At 63.5% G+C, this 17,963-nt stretch carries 14 protein-coding genes; 4 read left to right on the plus strand and 10 right to left on the minus strand.

Features of this window, described 5'->3' with window-relative positions; genetic code table 11:
* Nucleotides 1-10 precede the first annotated feature (10 nt).
* Nucleotides 11-1,435, minus strand: a complete 1,425-nt coding sequence (locus AC0MAZ_RS10090) for an L-lactate permease (RefSeq protein ID WP_234563095.1) — start codon at nucleotides 1,433-1,435, stop codon at nucleotides 11-13.
* Between the two features lie 215 nt (nucleotides 1,436-1,650).
* Nucleotides 1,651-3,165 (minus strand): MocR-like pyridoxine biosynthesis transcription factor PdxR, encoded by a 1,515-nt coding sequence (pdxR, locus tag AC0MAZ_RS10095; RefSeq protein WP_475860976.1) that lies wholly within the window; start codon nucleotides 3,163-3,165, stop codon nucleotides 1,651-1,653.
* Nucleotides 3,166-3,424: 259 nt separating this feature from the next.
* Between pdxR and AC0MAZ_RS10100 the strand changes: the two genes are divergently transcribed.
* The gene (locus tag AC0MAZ_RS10100) at nucleotides 3,425-3,895 is read left to right on the plus strand and encodes an N-acetyltransferase family protein (RefSeq protein ID WP_475860978.1); all 471 of its coding nucleotides are present in this window, start codon (nucleotides 3,425-3,427) and stop codon (nucleotides 3,893-3,895) included.
* A 109-nt stretch (nucleotides 3,896-4,004) separates the two neighbouring features.
* Here the strand turns inward: AC0MAZ_RS10100 and AC0MAZ_RS10105 are convergent, their stop codons facing one another.
* From AC0MAZ_RS10105 to AC0MAZ_RS10130, 6 genes are all read right to left on the minus strand, one after another.
* Complete coding sequence (locus AC0MAZ_RS10105; protein WP_213659915.1) at nucleotides 4,005-4,307, minus strand: helix-turn-helix domain-containing protein; 303 nt, start codon at nucleotides 4,305-4,307, stop codon at nucleotides 4,005-4,007.
* Between the two features lie 201 nt (nucleotides 4,308-4,508).
* Entirely contained in the window at nucleotides 4,509-5,549 is a 1,041-nt protein-coding gene (locus tag AC0MAZ_RS10110; protein ID WP_234563092.1) for a nucleotidyl transferase AbiEii/AbiGii toxin family protein, read from the minus strand.
* The gene (locus AC0MAZ_RS10115; protein ID WP_234563091.1) at nucleotides 5,506-6,141 is read right to left on the minus strand and encodes a DUF6088 family protein; all 636 of its coding nucleotides are present in this window, start codon (nucleotides 6,139-6,141) and stop codon (nucleotides 5,506-5,508) included. Before AC0MAZ_RS10115 ends, AC0MAZ_RS10110 begins: the two co-directional genes overlap by 44 nt.
* Nucleotides 6,142-6,476: 335 nt before the next feature.
* A complete protein-coding gene (locus tag AC0MAZ_RS10120) occupies nucleotides 6,477-7,016 on the minus strand; it encodes a BRO-N domain-containing protein (protein ID WP_475860980.1) in 540 nt (179 codons plus the stop codon).
* Nucleotides 7,017-7,606: 590 nt separating this feature from the next.
* The gene (locus AC0MAZ_RS10125) at nucleotides 7,607-8,857 is read right to left on the minus strand and encodes a ribonucleotide-diphosphate reductase subunit beta (RefSeq protein ID WP_050704266.1); all 1,251 of its coding nucleotides are present in this window, start codon (nucleotides 8,855-8,857) and stop codon (nucleotides 7,607-7,609) included.
* A gap of 636 nt (nucleotides 8,858-9,493) precedes the next feature.
* Nucleotides 9,494-12,370: a ribonucleoside-diphosphate reductase subunit alpha gene (locus AC0MAZ_RS10130; RefSeq protein WP_203647706.1), complete on the minus strand. Its 2,877-nt coding sequence runs from the start codon at nucleotides 12,368-12,370 to the stop codon at nucleotides 9,494-9,496.
* Between the two features lie 877 nt (nucleotides 12,371-13,247).
* On the opposite strand from AC0MAZ_RS10130, the gene AC0MAZ_RS10135 reads away from it, so the two are divergent.
* Both AC0MAZ_RS10135 and AC0MAZ_RS10140 read left to right on the plus strand, forming a co-directional pair.
* On the plus strand, nucleotides 13,248-13,943 hold the full coding sequence (locus AC0MAZ_RS10135) for a response regulator (RefSeq protein WP_475860983.1): 696 nt from the start codon (nucleotides 13,248-13,250) through the stop codon (nucleotides 13,941-13,943).
* The gene (locus AC0MAZ_RS10140) at nucleotides 13,940-15,544 is read left to right on the plus strand and encodes an ATP-binding protein (RefSeq protein ID WP_475860985.1); all 1,605 of its coding nucleotides are present in this window, start codon (nucleotides 13,940-13,942) and stop codon (nucleotides 15,542-15,544) included. The genes AC0MAZ_RS10135 and AC0MAZ_RS10140 overlap by 4 nt, the downstream gene beginning before the upstream one ends.
* Here the strand turns inward: AC0MAZ_RS10140 and AC0MAZ_RS10145 are convergent.
* Together AC0MAZ_RS10145 and AC0MAZ_RS10150 are read right to left on the minus strand one after the other, a co-directional pair.
* A complete protein-coding gene (locus AC0MAZ_RS10145) occupies nucleotides 15,541-16,242 on the minus strand; it encodes a 4'-phosphopantetheinyl transferase family protein (protein WP_475860987.1) in 702 nt (233 codons plus the stop codon). The two genes, AC0MAZ_RS10140 and AC0MAZ_RS10145, sit on opposite strands and share 4 nt — an antisense overlap.
* Before the next feature lie 158 nt (nucleotides 16,243-16,400).
* The gene (locus tag AC0MAZ_RS10150) at nucleotides 16,401-17,192 is read right to left on the minus strand and encodes a dienelactone hydrolase family protein (RefSeq protein ID WP_475860988.1); all 792 of its coding nucleotides are present in this window, start codon (nucleotides 17,190-17,192) and stop codon (nucleotides 16,401-16,403) included.
* Nucleotides 17,193-17,315: 123 nt separating this feature from the next.
* On the opposite strand from AC0MAZ_RS10150, the gene AC0MAZ_RS10155 reads away from it, so the two are divergent.
* Nucleotides 17,316-17,921 (plus strand): outer membrane protein, encoded by a 606-nt coding sequence (locus AC0MAZ_RS10155; RefSeq protein ID WP_475860990.1) that lies wholly within the window; start codon nucleotides 17,316-17,318, stop codon nucleotides 17,919-17,921.
* Nucleotides 17,922-17,963: the final 42 nt, after the last annotated feature.

Raw genomic sequence — 17,963 nt, forward strand, 5'->3', positions numbered from 1 at the left:
CGAGTCAGGTTCAGGCCCCGGAAAGGTAGAGCAAAACTACGCCGGTTGCAGCCACGATGACGATGTTCAACACGACCAGGGTAAAGCCGAAGCGGATCAGCCCGTGCTCCTCGGTGCGGTTGGCACCGGCCAGCCCGATGATCAGCGACAGGATCGACAACGATCCCAGCGCGCCGTGCCCGGCGGCACTGTTGGCCATGGCGGCCAGCCAGGCACCATGGCTGTCGGACAGTGCCGCGATGGCGGGCATCACCAGGGTGGTGCCGCCGACGTTGGAGCTGGTGACATAGCCGGCCAGCCCTGCCAGCAACGACACCGTCGCGGCCAGCGATACGCCGGACAGCGACTGCAAGGCCCGTTGCGCCTCGACCAGGAAGCCGGCCTTGACCATCACCTGCGACAGCAGCAGGAACAGGAAGATCGTCGCCACCGGGAACCGCGCCCGGGTGACCAACGCCTGCCATGGGAAGCCCGCGCCTTGGCGCCCGACCATCATCAGCACCACCAGCAGCAAGGCCAGCCCCGGCGAAGCCAGTGGCTTCCACGCCACATTGGCGCCGTGCACCACCCACCCGCCGTCCCAGCCCGAGACCAGGAACAGCCCACGCGAGGCGACGATCACCCCGAGCAACGCCAGGTACGGCCATGCCGCCCGCGGCCAGTGCACCAACGTTCCTCGCCGTGCCCAGGACAGTCCCAGGCCTGTGCAGGCCACCGCCAGCCCGGCCAGCACGCCCGAAGCCTCGGGCCCGATCCAGCGGTTGACCGTATACAGCACTGTGCTGAACAGCAGCGAGATCACCGCCAGCCCTAGCCATGCCTTGAGACTGCGGATCCCCGCCAAGGCCAGTGCCACGGCGGCCAGGCAGAGAAACACCGGTGCGCTGACCAGCGCCGAATGGCTGCCCAGTTCCTGCGCCGGTAAATGAGCCAACAGAGCGCCGATCACCGTGGCCAGCCCGAGGGTGCCCCACGGCATCACCACCATCCCCGCCAACGCCATTTTCATGCCTGTCTGGCGCGAAAACAGCCCCATCAGCAACGGAACGGTGGCGATCAGCGACACCCCGAACCCGGTCATCGCCTCCAGCAGCGGCGCCAAGCCCAGGACGATGAAGATCACCTGCATCGGTGGCGTCCAGCCCAGTTCCCGGACCCAGGCCCCGATAGCCTGCGGGGCGCCAGCGCGCTCGACCAGAATGGCAAAGGCCAGGCCCGGGACGATCACGCCGGCGGTGCTGAGAAACAGGATCAGCGTGTCTTGCAGGATCGCGCCGGACACCGCCGTCGACAGCGGCTGCGCGGCGCCCAGGCCCCACAGCAGCAGGACACCGGCCACGCCGGCCAGCGCAGCTTGCACGGGCGGGCGGCGCAGCAGCAGGATCAGGGCGATCACCAGGCCAATGGGGGACATTTGCAGCAGCAGGGCAGCCATGATGCGGGTTCCTTTAGCCATCCAGGGGAGTGTGGAAGGGATGGTGGAGGGAAGGGTGGGACTGCAATAGATACAGGGGGGCTGGGTTTTTCAATACAGCTCTGGCAGGTATCGAGGGGGCAATGGGGCCTGCGTTTGCAGACTTGGATATCCGCGCTACGCTCAACTATTAACTCGCCCATGACCACGTTCGACAGGATTTCCTGTCTGGCACTTTAGATGCCGATTTGTGGCGTGGGCGAGCCTATTTTCTTCTGGGCACCTGCCAACACCTTCTCCAGTTTCACCACCGCCGCCCTCATCTCAGCGGGTGTCAGTGCCGCAAACCCCATCAGCAAGCCGGCATCGTTCCTCGGCACCGCGTACAAGCTGCCCAGCCCCAACAGATCGATCCCTACTCCGCGTGCCGCCCTGACCACGGCGTCTTCAGGCAAGCCCTGCACGAAATGGCAGGGCATCTGCAGCCCGCCGGCGGGCACCTGCGGCACGAGAAACGCCCCCAGGTGCCTGCGCAGCAGATCCGCCAGTACATCCCGCCGCTCGGCGTAGAGCGCGCGCATGGCCCGCACATGGGCGTTGAAGTGGCCACCCTCCATGAACCGGGCCAGGGTCAGCTGGGCGATGGAGGCGTTATGCCCGTCCTGCAGCGTGCGAGCGGCGGTCATCGGCGTGACGAGCTGGGGCGGCAGCAGCAGGTAGCCGATGCGCAGGCCGGCGAACAGCGATTTGGTGAAGGTGCCGATGTACAGCGTGCGGTCGTGTGGGTCCAGGCCCTGCACACAGGCGGTGGGGCGGCCGGCGTAGTGGAACTCGCTGTCGTAGTCGTCCTCGATGATCCAGGCCTGTTGCTGGCGGGCCCATTCGATCGCCAGCAGGCGCCGGTCCAGCGCCAGGGTCGCGCCGGTCGGGTATTGGTGCGAAGGGGTGAGGAACACCGCCCGGGCATCCGGCGCCAGCCGTGCCATGGCGTCCACATGCAGGCCGTGCGCGTCCACCGGGACCGGCACGCATGCCAGGCCGGCGGCGGTGACAGCCTTGCGGGTGCCCTGGTACAGCGGGTCCTCGACCAGCACCTGGTCGCCTGCGTCCATGAGCACCTGGGCGCACAGGCCAAGGGCCTGCTGCGAGCTGGTGAGGATCAGGATGCGCTCGGCGGATGCCTGGGCCCCGCGCTCGAGGTTGAGGTAGTCGGCGATTGCCCTGCGCAACGGGGCCATGCCCTGCGGCTCGCTGTGTTCCAGCGCCCGCGTGCCGTATTCCTTGTACACCTGTCGTTCCAGCTTCTCCCAGATGGCCAGGGGGAAATGCCGGGTTTCGGCCACGCCCGGAGCGAAGGGGCGGGGCGACTGGAAGTTGTGGACGCCACCGCTGTGCAACACCGCTTCACCTCGGCGGCTCAACTGCACGGGGGCTTGCTGATGTGCCGGATGCTGGCGCTTGCGCGATGGCAGGCAGCGGGCCCGTTGCGACACGAAGCTGCCACTGCCCACGCGCCGCTCGATAAAGCCCTCGACGTGCAACTGGCTGTAGGCCGACTCCACGGTATCCCGCGAGACGCCCAGGGACTGGGCCAGCGGACGCGAGGCGGGCAGCGCCTTGCCCACCGGCAGTGCGCCGTCGAGGATCAACTGACGGATAGCCCGTTGAATACGTACATGCAAGGCCAGCGCAGCATGGGCGGGGTCGTTGATCCAGGCTTTCACCGATTCCAGTTGCGCGTGTTTGAACATTGGCCTGATTCCCTGGCTGTTAAACCTGATTTATGGATGCCAATGCCGGGGCGCAAAGCGCCCCCGGCAATCTCAAGCCTTACCCCTATCCAGAACCCCAAAATGGTCTGGAAACTTCCAACTAATTGGCAGGTAAAAACCAACCATTTATCCGCTATAAAACCCCAGCCCGCAAGCAACCACCAAGGAAGGCAAGCGCTACGGGCAGGCCGGCCCCCTCACTCATCCACACTGCGTTGCCCAAAAAGGGGTTCCACCAATGACCACCACCCAACTACCTGTCTTCATCCGCGAAGTGAAGCAAACCGACCTCCAGCCCTGGCACGACTACTGGGCGCAATACCAGGCCTTCTACCAGGTAGACCTGGGCCCAGCCATCACCGAGCGCACCTGGGCCCGCTTCTTCGACCCAGCCGAGCCCATGCACTGCGCCGTGGCCACCGACGGCGAACGGCTCTTCGGCTTCGTCCACTATGTGTTCCACCGCTCGACCTGGGGGCGCAACGACTTCTGCTACCTGGAAGATCTGTTCGTGTGCCCGAGCGCCCGGGGGCGGATGATCGGCAAGCAACTGATCGAGTTCGTCCAGGACCAGGCCCGGCAGCAGCAGTGCGACCGGTTGTACTGGCATACCCAGGAGACCAACCGGACTGCGCAGCGGTTGTATGACTGGATTGCCGAGAAGCCGGGGGTGATCGAGTATCGGATGCCGCTGGATGTTGCTCACTAAGTCCATTGTGAGCAGATGAGGGCGTGGGAGCGGGCTTGCCCCGCGAAGGGTGGCACCGGCTTCGCGGGGTAAGCCCCTGCGGCGTGGCGCCGCTCGCACGCCTCATTCATCAGAAATTGTCCTCGGACACTTTCTTAAGACGCACTCGGTGCTCAGTGGCGAAGGAAGCGGGGGAGGACATCGGCACATCCTGGAACACCTCATCAAGCAAACCCAGATGCCACAGCGCGATCATGTAGCTGCGCATCTCAACAGTAGGTGTACCTGCCTCGATTTTAGCGAGCGTGGTGATGGACAACCCGGATTGGGCGGCTAGATCTTTCTGGCGAATTTTTCGCTCAAGACGCCTGGTTCTGGCCAGAAGCCCTATTTTCATTAGCCTGTCGGCGCATGCCAACGGAAAAACATTCATTGTAAAGCCTGCCTTGGCAGTTCTTATGAGTGGTAAGAGTTACTACAGCAGCTCTTATCACTCATAAAATTCCGGAGCTTGTGAGGTTGGTACCTGCTTACTTTCAAGACTTGCGATGCATGGCACCGGCTGCGCCGGTGTTCGCGGGCAAGCCCGCTCCCACAGCTTTTTGCGCAACCTGCTTGTCCCGCGATGTGATGGCTAGCGCTGAGATTGCAGGGCGGTCCAACGCAGCGCTGTTCGATTGATGTCCTCCTGCAACACGCTCAAGTCATCCAGCACTTGCTCCAACTCAATGCAGACCCCATAGAACATGCCAGCAGCGCGCATCGCTTCGAAGTCAGTGCGTAACCGCTCCAGGTTGTCACCCGAGGGAATCAGCTTGAGCTCACCTTCCAGGCAGCGCTGGTACTGGGTGGTCTGGCTTCGGTAGAAAGTGTTCTTCAAATCGATCACATCACTCAGCAAGGCCATGTCAGTCTTGGCGGTTTTGCCACAGGCGTGACGCGCCAACATGGCCAGGTCGTACCAATGCCGGGAGTAGCGGTTGATTCCCTCCGGTAGCAGCCGGTTGCATGCGGCATGGATCAGCGTGGCTTTCTCCCAGAAGGTTCGTTCTGCGGCCAGCACCACGACCTCGGCTTGTGGAAAATCCACTGCCGGTATCATCGAGGCGATATCCGGGCGAATGGTGAATATCGAATTGGGGTCAATGATATTCCGCCCGCCGAACTCGATCAGCACGTGATCCCGAAGGTATTCACCGCCAACGCTGACACGAGAGGGGTATTGCACCTCCAACTGTTCACCGTCGCAGCTCAGGTTGATCGAACATTCATCAGCACAGGGCAAGGCACTCAGCTGACGCTGGAGATAGGGTCTGATCACGTTGTGGGTATGGCGCTTCACGTCTTCCCGCAGACTGTCGCCAAAGCGGCTTCGGAAGCGCGTTCCTTGTTTGAGCAGTTCGGTTATGGGCCAGTCAGGGGCAAGGCTACGGTAATCGACGGTGATATCGACATCCTCGGAAAACCGATTTATCACCGAATAGGCCTTGGATAACGAAGTACCGCCCTTGAACGCCATGGGCAGGCGATCCGGCATGCTGAACAGTTGGCCAAGCAGAAAGGTCAGCCAGATATCCTTTTCCAGAATGGCGGCGGAGCGATTGGAGGCCGCGGCGGCGGCCTCGAGGATTTCACGTTGGGCTGTTGCGGGAAGATTCAGGTAGCAATCGTTCATGGAGCATCCCTTGCGTGTTACGGAGCACCTCTCGCATCCATGCAGGCATCCGACTGGACAGTAATCTGGAGATTTCCGCCGTGCTGAGCCGAGCCAGAATGGCTTCGGCTGTGGCCACGTTCAGCTTGCTCTTGCCGATGTAAAACAGCGCACACAATGCCAAGCCCACTTGGGTGCCGGCCCATTGCAGTTTGTCGGGTGAGACATGCCGCAGATGGACAACCGCGTCCCCGACCCGGATATCGCGGGTGGTGCCGCTGGTGTAGTAGGTGGGGCGTACCTGCATCTGTGTGCTGAGCCTGAACAGACGAACCGCCTCCGAGCCATGGACCTGGATGGTTTCACCCCTGGCCTTGGCGATGACCATCATCACCGTCGTGGGGCTGGGCCGTACCTTGCCCACATAGGGGCTTACTTTCGGTCGCATGTACACCCCACGCGCGACCCGCTCCAACGTACCCGCCTGGACGAGGCGGGACAGCGCCTTGTCCACCGACGCCCGCGACCCCGCCTCGATAAAGCGATCGATCGTGAACGGCGTGCCTTTGGGCAGGTATTTGATGTGGCTGGCAATTGATTCCGCTACGGACACGGAGACCTCCATCGTAGTCAGAAAAAATTTAATAGTTTCTGACATAGGAATGTACGCTAGATCTTAATTTTAGCTGTGTCCAAGCAGAAAACGTAAGTAGATGATGCGGATCGCAGAGAGCGCTATTTCCCAGGCCGCTATAGCCCCCTGTAGGAGCGGCCTTGTGCCGCGAAAGGGCCGCAAAGCGGCCCCGGCACTATGTGCTCAGTTCTGAGATTCTGTGGCCGCTACGCAGCCCTTTCGCGGCACAAGGCCGCTCCTACAAAGATCGCGCAAGGCTTGAGGTTAAATCGGAACTGTTTCGTGACATTGGGCCGCAATACACACGGGGATCTTCAATCCCCCACCCCATGCAACCGCAACGCCCGCTGCGCACATTCCTTCCAGCTCAGCTTGCGCCGCTCGGGCACCACCACGGGCAACTCCGCCGCCATCACCACCGGCATATCCCGCATCCGTACCCAAGGCTCACTTTGCCAATACAACAGACTCGCCGTATGCCCACCCGGCCAGCACATCATGCCTAGGCGCGGCAGGTCTTCCAGCGCCGAGTCCTGCCCATCGCGCAGCACCGCCACCACCTCATGGGTCAGCCAGTGGAGCAGGTGGCGGTTTTCCGGAATGTGATGATGGGCCAGCAGGGTATAGGCTCCGGACTCGCTGACCATGGTGGTCTCGCTGTACTGGCCGTAGCGCAGCAGCTGCACGGTGCGATGCTGGTCCGGGTCGAGCTTGCGGATGCAGTGTTCGTCGAAGAAGCGTCCGGTCATCCGGCCGAGTTCGTGGGCACAGAACCAGGCCTGGGATTCGAGCCAGAGGGTGTGGAGGGGACGGTTGTGGCGGGTGAAGAGGGTGGAGGAGTAGTGGTTGTCCATGATTGGCCTTCCAGAATCAGGAGAGCCGTTTCTAACGGGAACGGGATTCCGCCGCGTGAGCGTTCTTAGCGCTTGGACAAACTAGCGTTATTTGTGAGGGTTAAACAGCGGTAAACCTGTAGGACGCCTCCTGATTTGCATGCCAGCTGTTCGAGGGTGCCTTGAATGGTATTGCGTGAGGGCCGAGAGGTGTTCACCGAAGATCTTGTAGCGCCTATCAGATCGAGCGCCGCCCGCGCGGCGCATCGCTGGCAAGCCAGCTCCCACATTTGTTTCGGGCCAGTCACTCCTGTGCTTTCATCGCTGTCCGCCTTGTTGGTACGACGCGGTATTGAGGTGGGCACCACAGGCGCTTCACCCGACTTGAGACATGCACCAAGGCGGGCAACGGTACCCTCACAGGCATAATTGGCCCGAAACAAATGTGGGAGCTGGCCAGCGATGCGGCGCGCGGGCGGCGCTCGATCTGATAGGCGCTGCAAGATTACCGGTGAACACCTGCCGGCCCTCACGCGGTCACGCTTCAAAGCGTTGAATCAATGCAATAAAAAAGGCTGCCCTAAGGCAGCCTTCTGGAGTAGCCGGACAAATCAGTCCCAGCTCAGCGCCCCACCAGTCTGATACTCAATAACCCGAGTCTCAAAGAAGTTCTTCTCCTTCTTCAAGTCCATGATCTCGCTCATCCATGGGAACGGGTTGGTAGTCCCCGGATACTCTTCCTTCAGACCAATCTGGGTCAGTCGACGGTTGGCAATGAACTTGAGGTAGTCCTCCATCATCGCCGCGTTCATGCCCAGCACGCCGCGTGGCATGGTGTCACGGGCGTATTCGATCTCCAGCTGGGTACCCTGCAGAATCATCTGGGTAGCCTCTTCCTTCATCGCGGCATCCCACAGGTGCGGGTTCTCGATCTTGATCTGGTTGATCACGTCGATGCCGAAGTTCAGGTGCATGGATTCGTCGCGCAGGATGTACTGGAACTGCTCGGCGACGCCGGTCATCTTGTTGCGGCGGCCCATGGACAGGATCTGGGTGAAGCCGCAGTAGAAGAAGATGCCTTCCAGGACGCAGTAGTAGGCGATCAGGTTGCGCAGCAGCTCTTTGTCGGTTTCGACGGTGCCGGTGTTGAACTCCGGGTCCGAGATGGCGCGGGTGTACTTCAGGCCCCAGGCGGCTTTTTTCGCGACCGATGGGATCTCGTGGTACATGTTGAAGATCTCGCCTTCATCCATGCCCAGCGACTCGATGCAGTACTGGTAGGCGTGGGTGTGGATCGCCTCTTCGAAGGCCTGGCGCAGGATGTACTGGCGGCACTCGGGGTTGGTGATCAGACGGTACACGGCCAGGGCCAGGTTGTTGGCCACCAGGGAGTCGGCGGTGGAGAAGAAGCCGAGGTTGCGCATGACGATGCGGCGCTCGTCTTCGGTCAGGCCGTCCATGCTCTTCCACAGGGCGATGTCGGCGGTCATGTTGACCTCTTGCGGCATCCAGTGGTTGGCGCAGCCGTCGAGGTACTTCTGCCAGGCCCAGTCGTACTTGAACGGTACCAGCTGGTTGAGGTCGGCGCGGCAGTTGATCATGCGCTTTTCGTCAACGGCGACACGGGCCGAGGAGCCTTCCAGCTCGGCCAGGCCTTCAGCGATATCCAGGGCGTCCAGCGCAGCCTTGGCGCGCTTGACGGCGTCGGAGTCGGCGGCGGTGGCGGCACGGGCTTCCAGGGCGGCGGCACCGCCGGCGCTGTCGAGCTTGTCGAGGGTGGTGGCGGCTGCGGCCTGCGCGGGGGTGTTGCCTTTGGCGGCGACTTCACCGTCTTCTTTGTCGAATTCGTCCCAGCTCAGCATGGTCCTGGCTCCTGCTAGAGGGTTGCGCGGGGCAACCGGTTGGATTTTGAAGTGATGCCTGTACGGCGCGACGCCAATGGGCGTTACGGCAGGCAGTGAGAGCGGGCTCTCGTCACGTTTGAAGGTGTTCGGGTCGGCGCCTGGCCTGCACTCGGGCGAGGGGGCAGGGCACCTGGAAGCTGTACGGCAACGATAAAACCTGCGGTGTGGCCCCGGGGGCTTGCTTCACGCAGTCGATCATTGGCTCATCCCTTTTTGGGGCCGCGAAGTATACCGGAAATCACTTTGGATCGGGGCGGCGCAGGGGGCGCAGGGCGGTAAATTTTCGACCTGCATTACGTGCTTCCGTTCACTGGATACCGGTGGTTCGTCACGGGGTAAGAGTCTAGCCCTAAATGGGATTAGATCCTATATGTGGTGTGATTTTTTTTGTTTGGCGCTACATATGGTGTTTTGATCTTGGTCAGGGCCTAGGGGGTGTATTGCCTGTAGGGGCCCTATCGCGGGGCAAGCCCGCTCCCACGTGCCGTTCCCACGCACCGCTCCCGCAGGGAATGTCGGGGCGCAAAAAAATGCCGCCTCAGCCACCCGTGAGGGCGGTTGAGGCGGCATCTTCAGCTCAGCGCTGCGAAGGCCTTATTGGCAGGCTTCGCAATCCGGCTCGTCGATGGCGCAAGCCTTCGGTACCGGGGCAGGGCCCGCGGCCTGGACCGGGGCGCTGTCGCCGCCGCTCGACACGGCGTTGAGCTTGCCGGTGTTGATGGTCGACTTCTCGGTGCTGGTCGCGGCCAGGGCACGGAGGTAGTAGGTGGTCTTCAGACCACGGTACCAGGCCATGCGGTAGGTCACGTCCAGCTTCTTGCCCGAAGCGCCGGCGATGTACAGGTTCAGCGACTGGGCCTGGTCGATCCACTTCTGGCGACGGGAGGCGGCATCGACGATCCACTTGGTCTCGACTTCGAACGCGGTGGCGTACAGGTCCTTCAGCTCTTGCGGGATACGCTCGATCTGCTGCACCGAACCATCGTAGTACTTCAGGTCGTTGATCATCACCGAGTCCCACAGGCCGCGGGCTTTCAGGTCGCGGACCAGGTACGGGTTGATCACGGTGAACTCGCCCGACAGGTTCGATTTCACGTACAGGTTCTGGTAAGTCGGCTCGATGGACTGCGACACGCCGGTGATGTTGGCGATGGTCGCGGTCGGCGCGATGGCCATGATGTTCGAGTTACGAATACCTTTTTGTACGCGCTCGCGCACCGGGGCCCAGTCCAGGCTCTCGGTCAGGTCGACGTCGATGTACTTCTGGCCACGGGCCTCGATCAGGATCTGCTGGCTGTCCAGTGGCAGGATGCCCTTGGACCACAGCGAACCCTGGAAGGTCTCGTAAGCGCCGCGCTCGTCGGCCAGGTCGCAGGAAGCCTGGATCGCGTAGTAGCTGACCGCTTCCATCGACTTGTCGGCGAACTCGACGGCAGCGTCCGAGCCGTACGGGATGTGCTGCAGGTACAGCGCGTCCTGGAAGCCCATGATGCCCAGGCCGACCGGGCGGTGCTTGAAGTTCGAGTTACGCGCTTGCGGCACCGAGTAGTAGTTGATGTCGATCACGTTGTCGAGCATGCGCACGGCGGTGTTCACGGTGCGTTGCAGCTTGGCGGTGTCCAGCTTGCCGTCGACAATGTGGTTCGGCAGGTTGATCGAGCCCAGGTTGCAGACCGCGATCTCGTCCTTGTTGGTGTTCAGGGTGATCTCGGTGCACAGGTTCGAGCTGTGGACCACGCCCACGTGCTGCTGCGGGCTGCGCAGGTTGCACGGGTCCTTGAAGGTCAGCCATGGGTGGCCGGTCTCGAACAGCATCGACAGCATCTTGCGCCACAGGTCTTTGGCCTGGATGGTCTTGAACACCTTGATCTTGTTGTACTCGGTCAGGGCTTCGTAGTACTCGTAGCGCTCTTCGAAGGCCTTGCCGGTCAGGTCGTGCAGATCAGGCACTTCCGATGGCGAGAACAGGGTCCACTTGCCGTCATCGAAGACGCGCTTCATGAACAGGTCAGGGATCCAGTTGGCGGTGTTCATGTCGTGGGTACGACGACGGTCATCACCGGTGTTCTTGCGCAGCTCGATGAATTCTTCGATGTCGAGGTGCCAGGTTTCCAAGTAGGCACACACGGCGCCCTTGCGCTTGCCACCCTGGTTCACGGCAACGGCGGTGTCGTTGACCACTTTCAGGAACGGCACGACGCCTTGCGACTTGCCGTTGGTGCCCTTGATGTACGAGCCCAGTGCACGTACCGGGGTCCAGTCGTTGCCCAGGCCACCGGCGAATTTCGACAGCATGGCGTTGTCGTGGATCGCGTGGTAGATGCCCGACAGGTCGTCCGGGACGGTGGTCAGGTAGCAGCTGGACAGCTGCGGACGCAGGGTACCGGCGTTGAACAGGGTCGGGGTCGAAGCCATGTAGTCGAAGGACGACAACAGGTTGTAGAACTCGATCGCACGGGCTTCTTTATCTTTCTCTTCCAGCGCCAGGCCCATGGCCACACGCATGAAGAACACCTGCGGCAGCTCGAAGCGCACGCCATCCTTGTGGATGAAGTAGCGGTCGTACAGGGTCTGCAGGCCCAGGTAGGTGAACTGCTGGTCACGCTCGTGGTTGATCGCCTTGCCCATGCGCTCCAGGTCGTAGCCTTTCAGTGCAGGGTCGAGCAGCTCGAACTCGACGCCTTTCTCGACGTAGGCCGGCAGGGCCTTGGCGTACAGGTCGGCCATCTCGTGGTGGGTGGCGCTGTCGGCGACATTCAGGAAGCCCAGGCCTTCGGCGCGCAGGGTGTCCATCAGCAGGCGGGCGGTGACGAACGAGTAGTTCGGCTCGCGCTCGACCAGGGTACGGGCGGTCATCACCAGGGCGGTGTTGACGTCCTTCAGGGCCACGCCGTCGTACAGGTTCTTCAGGGTTTCGCGCTGGATCAGCTCGCCATCGACTTCGGCCAGGCCTTCGCAGGCTTCGCTGATGATGGTGTTCAGGCGGGCCATGTCCAGGGGGGCCAGGCTGCCGTCGGCCAGGGTGATGCGGATGCTTGGGTGCGGCTCGACCACGCTGTCGGCGTTGGAGCGGGTGGCGCGCTCTTTTGCACGCTGGTCGCGGTAGATCACGTAGTCGCGGGCGACTTTCTGCTCGCCGGCGCGCATCAGGGCCAGTTCGACCTGGTCCTGGATTTCTTCGATGTGGATGGTGCCACCCGATGGCATGCGACGCTTGAACGTGGCGGTGACCTGCTCGGTCAGGCGCGCGACGGTGTCGTGGATGCGCGACGAGGCGGCGGCGGTGCCGCCTTCAACTGCGAGGAACGCCTTGGTGATGGCCACGGTGATCTTGTCGTCGGTGTAGGGGACGACAGTGCCGTTGCGCTTGATCACGCGCAGTTGGCCGGGGGCGGTGGCAGCCAGATCCTGGTTGGATTCGGCCTGCGGCGCCTTGGCCTGCGGGTTCTCGCGAGTTGTGTCGGTTTGCATGGGTGGGTGTCTCCACAGTTTCTAGTTTGTTCAGGCGCCTTGTTGGGGCGCCCACCGTTCCGTCCACTTGCTCGATGGCCCGGGCGGGGAGGCGTCATGCACGCGCACACGCCCGCTCGGGCTTACCGACTTCGGGACAGACTCAGGAATAAGGGGCAATAACCTGCCGCTCCCTGGCCGAAGTCAAAGGTTCTGGGCGTACCCAAAATCTGTTGCTGATGAGTGGCAAGGCACCGCCTGCAACACTCATACCCGAACAAGGCCGTTTGCGGCTTGCCTCGGTCGCCCTCCGCAGGAGCGGTTTGGCTGTTGAAATCACGTTAAGTTCAGTCGGTAAATTCGCTTGAATTTGCCTGGCGACTTGTGTTTGTGATTTTGCGCGAAACCCAACATCTAGTGGTTCGCTGCGATAGGGATACAAGATAATGCGGTCTCGGGGGCTTTGCAAGGTGAGCGCCTGTGGATAACTTGTGGGTACTTTGTGAGTGATCCGTGGGTATTCGCTGTAGCCCTTGTCCCAAGAGGTTTGCACTATTTTTTGTCTGTGCTACGCCGTCGCGCAGTTTTTTTCGGGCGCGCACCCTATCACAAAAAACGGTTCAGTCGAGGGGTGTTTTGCGTGGTTGGCAGGGGGGAGGGCGGGACGTAGTATCCGGGGCTGATGTTGCGCTTTGGTGAAGGCGGTTTTTCGTTGGAATCAAAGGGTTGTACTGGCCTCATCGCGGGGCAAGCCCGCTCCCACGCTGAATACAGAGCCATGCGTGGAGTACAGAGCCATGCGTGGAGTACAGAGTCATGCGTGGGAGCGGGCTTGCCCCGCGATGAGGCCGGTACAGACAACAGCAAGGCCCAAAAAAACCAGAAGAAGGGTAAGGCCATGGACCAGCCAATCAACCGCATCCTGATCGTCGAGGACGACCAGCGCCTCGCCGAGCTCACCGCCGAGTACCTCCAGGCCAACGGCTTCGAGGTGGCGGTGGAGGGCGACGGCGGCCGTGCCGCCCGGCGTATCATCGACAGCCAGCCGGACCTGGTGATCCTCGACCTGATGCTGCCCGGCGAGGACGGCCTGAGCATCTGCCGCCGGGTGCGCGGCCAGTACGCCGGCCCGATCCTCATGCTCACCGCCCGCAGCGACGAACTGGACCAGATCCAGGGCCTGGACCTGGGCGCTGACGACTATGTCTGCAAACCGGTGCGCCCCCGCGTGCTGCTGGCGCGCATCAATGCCCTGCTGCGCCGCAGCGAGGCTCCGGAGCGGCGCCAGGAACTGAGCTTCGGCCCGCTGCATATAGACAGCCGCCAGCGCGAGGCGCGCCTGAGCGGCCAGTTGATCGAGCTGACCGGCGCCGAGTTCGACCTGCTCTGGCTGCTGGCCAGCAACGCCGGGCGGGTGCTGTCCCGCGAGGAGATCTTCACCTCGCTGCGCGGCGTCGCCTACGACGGCCAGGACCGCTCAATCGATGTGCGCATTTCCAAGATCCGCCCCAAGATCGGCGACGACCCGATCACCCCGCGGCTGATCAAGACCCTGCGCAGCAAGGGCTACCTGTTCGTCGGCGAGGCGCCATGAATTCGATCTTCCTGCGCATCTATGGCGGCATGCTCGCGGTGCTGGTGCTGGTGGCCGTGCTCGGCGTGCTCAGCCTGCACCTGCTCAACGAGATCCGCGCCGGCCAGCACCGCGAGCGCCTGGCCCAGGGCACCTTCAGCCTGATGGCCGACAACCTGGCGCAACAGAACGCGGTGGAACGCACCCGTTCGCTGGTGATCTGGGAGCGCCTGCTCGGCGTGCCGCTGGACCTGCAGCCGCTGTCGGCGTTCACCCTCGACGGCGGGCAGCGGGCGCGGCTGTACCGCGACCTGGTGGTGGTGGAGAAGACCGGCCCGCATGCCGCCCGGGTGTTGCGCCGGGTTGGTCACGAGGATCTGTTGCTGGTGGCCGAGGTCAAGCAGATCAGCGAACAGCTGGCCCGCGCCACGCTTTACCTATTGGCCGACGAACTGGTGCGCTACCCGGTGACCGAGCAGCAGGCGCGTCTGGCGCAGCTGCGCCAGAGCAAGGGCTTCGGCTTCGACATCGCCCTGCAGCGCATCGAGCGCGCCGCTTTGGACGACGACCAGCGCCGCCGGGTGGAGGAGGGCGACACGGTGATGGCCCTGGGCCGGGACGGCGATTCGATCCGCGTGTTCGCGGGGCTGTCCGGTTCGCCCTGGGTGCTGGAGATTGGCCCGCTGTACCAGCTCAACCCGTATCCGCCGCAGTTGCTGGTCCTGATCGCCTTCCTCGGCCTGTGCCTGATCGGGCTGGTGGTCTACCTGCTGGTGCGCCAGTTGGAAAGACGGGTGTCGGGCCTGGAGGTGGCGGCCACGCGTATCGCCCAGGGCAGCCTCGACACCCGCGTGCCGGCCGGCGACGCCGACTCGGTTGGGCGCCTGGCCGAGGCCTTCAACGGCATGGCCGAGCACCTGCAGCGCTCATTGACCATGCAGCGCGAGCTGGTGCGGGCGGTGTCCCACGAGTTGCGCACGCCGGTGGCGCGCCTGCGCTTCGGCCTGGAGATGATCGAGAGCGCCAGCACTGACGAGGCCCGGGCCAAGCACCTGGCCGGCATGGACGGCGATATCCAGGACCTGGACAAGCTGGTCGACGAGATGCTGACCTACGCCCGCCTGGAGCAGGGCGCGCCGGCCCTGCATTTCCAGGTGGTGGACCTGGACGAGCTGCTGGCGCGGGTGATCGAGGAACTGGCGCCGCTGCGGGCCGAGGTGCGGGTGGTACGCGGGGTGTGCCACGGGCTCGATGGCGGTGACGCCCGGGTCGAGGCCGAGCCGCGCTACCTGCACCGGGCCCTGCAGAACCTGGTGCGCAATGCCATGCGCCATGCCGAATCGCAAGTGCGGCTGAGCTACCAGATCGGCCAGCAGCGTTGCCGCATCGATGTGGAGGATGACGGCCCCGGAATTCCCGAAGGCGTGTGGCACCGCATCTTCACCCCGTTCACCCGTCTCGACGACAGCCGCACCCGGGCCTCGGGCGGTCATGGGCTGGGGCTGTCGATCGTGCGGCGGATCATCTACTGGCACGGCGGCCGCGCCCTGGTCGGGCACAGCGAGCAGCTGGGCGGGGCGTGTTTCAGCCTGAGCTGGCCGCGCGAGCAGCCGCGCGACTAGACGCTGATCAAGCTGAGCAGATGGCCGTCCTGCAGGCAGAACTGGCCATCGAGTTCGACACCATGGCGCCACTCGGCCGACAGGTCGGTGAGCAGGCGCAGGCGGGCATGGCCGTCGGCGGACCATGTCAGCAGCTCGGCGTGCTCGAAATAGAAGCGCTGCCGGGTGAGCGGGTAGAGGGTCTTGAACAGGCTTTCCTTGAGCGAGAAGGTCAAGGTCACGGCCAGGGCCTGCTGGCTGTGGTCCAGGCGCTCCAGCTCGGCGGGCGTTAGGATCTCCCCGGTCAGGCGTTCGGCGCGCTCTTCGCTGAGCAGGGTTTCCTGGTCCAGGCCCAGGCCACGGCATTGGCCGTCGGCTGCGACAACCGCGGCGGCCCAGCCTTGGCCGTGGGTGATCGAGCCGTGGATGCCGGCGGGCCAGATTGGCGAGCGGTCTTCATGAGGGGTGGGAACGTAGCTTCGACCATCGAGAATCCGCAGTGCCTCGCGGGCGCAGATCCGACCGGCCAGGTACTCGGCCTGGCGCTTGGCCACCGAGCGTTGCAGGCTGGCGGTCTGCTCGATGCCGGCGCGCTGGAAGTCGTCGGCGGCCAGGCGGGCCGGGTCGAAGGCGCAGCTGACCAGCACCGCGCCGGGGACCGGGCGGGGCAGGGGCCAGTGGTGCTGGAGCGGGGCGCAGCAGGTGGGGAGTCTGTTCATGGCGGGTATTGTGCCAGCCTGGTGACTGGTGGTGGAGCAGATATTTGGGGCTGCTTTGCAGCCCTTTCGCGGCACAAGGCCGCTCCTACAAGGGCATGCGGTCTCCTGTAGGAGCGGCCTTGTGCCGCGAAAGGGCCGCAAAGCGGCCCCGGCGATCATCAGTCGAACGCGTCTTTCAAGAACGCCTGCATATCCTTCCAGGAGCTCTCGTCAGCCGCCTTGTCATACCCGATATCCGGCCCGCCATGCCCCCCATGCCCCAACCGATCCGCATCCGGGTTGGTGAACCCATGCTTGGCACCCGGAATCCCGACAAACTTGTAGTCGGCCTTGGCCGCATCCATCTCCGCCTTGAACGCCGCCACCTGCTCCGGGGTGACCATGCTGTCGGCCTCGCCGTGCTCCACCAGGATCTTCGCCCGGATCACCCCGGGCTTGGCCGGCGTCTGGGTCACCAGCGCACCATGGAAGCTCACCACGCCATCGAGCTTCTCGCCCCGGCGCGCCGCATCCAGCACCACCTTGCCGCCAAAGCAGTAGCCGATGGCCGCCAATTGGTGCTTGTTGGTGTTGGGCTGGATCTTCAACAGCTCAAGCCCGGCGTCGAAGCGCCGGGCAGCGGCTTTCGGATCCTTCATCGCCGCCGCCATGAACGCCTGGGCGTCGGCGGGGTGCTCGGTGTTCTTGCCGTCGCCGTACATGTCGATGGCCAGGGCGTTGTAGCCCAGCGCCGCGAGGTCGCGGGCGCGGCGCTTGGCGTAGTCGTTCAGCCCCCACCACTCATGCACCACCACCACGCCCGGGCGCTTGCCCTCGATAGCGTCGTCATAGGCGTAGTAGCCGACCAGGCGCTTGCCGTCGGCATCCTGGTAGGGAATCTCGCGGGTCTGCACCGCCGCCTGGGCAAGGCTGGCGCTGCACAACAAGGCCAGGGCAAGCAGGGTACGCATGGTCGAGCTCCTTCTTCGGTTCGTTCAGCCAAGGTTCAGGCCGGGTTCAGCAGGGGTTCAGGGCGCCCTCCCTACTCTAGCCCCCAGACAGCAACAACGCATCCAACCCGGAGTACCTGAACCATGAAAACCCTCAACACCCTGATCGCCGCCATGGCGGTTTGCGCCGCCGGCCTCACCAGCGTTGCCCAGGCCGATGACAACTTCGCCAGCCTGACCTACGGCCAGACCAGCGACAAAGTCCGCAAGTCCGGCCTGCTGCAGCGCAACACCGACGGCCTGAACGCCGACGGCATCATCGGCAAGGACAGCACCTGGGGCGCGCGCCTGGGCAAGATCAACGACCAGGGCCGCTACTACCTGACCTACGACAACGTCTCGGGCGATCACAGCGGCGTCAAGCTGCGCCAGGAGAACCTGCTGGGCAGCTACGACCTGTTCCTGCCGGTGGGCGATACCACCAAACTGTTCGGCGGCGGCAGCCTGGGCATGACCAAGCTGACCCAGGATTCGCCGGGCGCCCGCCGCGATACCGACTACGGTTACGCCGTCGGCCTGCAGGCCGGTGTGATCCAGGAAGTGACCGACAACACCTCGGTGGAGCTGGGCTACCGTTACCTGCGCAGCAACGCCGCCACCGAGATCGGCGCCCACGGCGGGCCGAAGGACGGTACCCTGCGCCTGACCAGCAGCGCGCAGACCTACCTGGCGGCTACCTACAAGTTCTGAGGTCGCTGTTATCCTGTGCCGGCCTCTTCGCGGGTAAACCTG

It is taken from the genome of Pseudomonas sp. A, assembly GCF_056270345.1.

Bases quoted from the DNA above. Each gene is read 5' to 3' on its own strand.
- AC0MAZ_RS10135 (WP_475860983.1), top strand. From the start codon at position 13,248: ATGGACCAGCCAATCAACCGCATCCTGATCGTCGAGGACGACCAGCGC.
- AC0MAZ_RS10120 (WP_475860980.1), bottom strand. From the start codon at position 7,016: ATGGACAACCACTACTCCTCCACCCTCTTCACCCGCCACAACCGTCCC.
- AC0MAZ_RS10130 (WP_203647706.1), bottom strand. From the start codon at position 12,370: ATGCAAACCGACACAACTCGCGAGAACCCGCAGGCCAAGGCGCCGCAG.
- AC0MAZ_RS10090 (WP_234563095.1), bottom strand. From the start codon at position 1,435: ATGGCTGCCCTGCTGCTGCAAATGTCCCCCATTGGCCTGGTGATCGCC.
- AC0MAZ_RS10100 (WP_475860978.1), top strand. From the start codon at position 3,425: ATGACCACCACCCAACTACCTGTCTTCATCCGCGAAGTGAAGCAAACC.
- AC0MAZ_RS10110 (WP_234563092.1), bottom strand. From the start codon at position 5,549: ATGAACGATTGCTACCTGAATCTTCCCGCAACAGCCCAACGTGAAATC.
- AC0MAZ_RS10145 (WP_475860987.1), bottom strand. From the start codon at position 16,242: ATGAACAGACTCCCCACCTGCTGCGCCCCGCTCCAGCACCACTGGCCC.
- AC0MAZ_RS10140 (WP_475860985.1), top strand. From the start codon at position 13,940: ATGAATTCGATCTTCCTGCGCATCTATGGCGGCATGCTCGCGGTGCTG.
- pdxR (WP_475860976.1), bottom strand. From the start codon at position 3,165: ATGTTCAAACACGCGCAACTGGAATCGGTGAAAGCCTGGATCAACGAC.
- AC0MAZ_RS10105 (WP_213659915.1), bottom strand. From the start codon at position 4,307: ATGAATGTTTTTCCGTTGGCATGCGCCGACAGGCTAATGAAAATAGGG.
- AC0MAZ_RS10125 (WP_050704266.1), bottom strand. From the start codon at position 8,857: ATGCTGAGCTGGGACGAATTCGACAAAGAAGACGGTGAAGTCGCCGCC.
- AC0MAZ_RS10150 (WP_475860988.1), bottom strand. From the start codon at position 17,192: ATGCGTACCCTGCTTGCCCTGGCCTTGTTGTGCAGCGCCAGCCTTGCC.
- AC0MAZ_RS10155 (WP_475860990.1), top strand. From the start codon at position 17,316: ATGAAAACCCTCAACACCCTGATCGCCGCCATGGCGGTTTGCGCCGCC.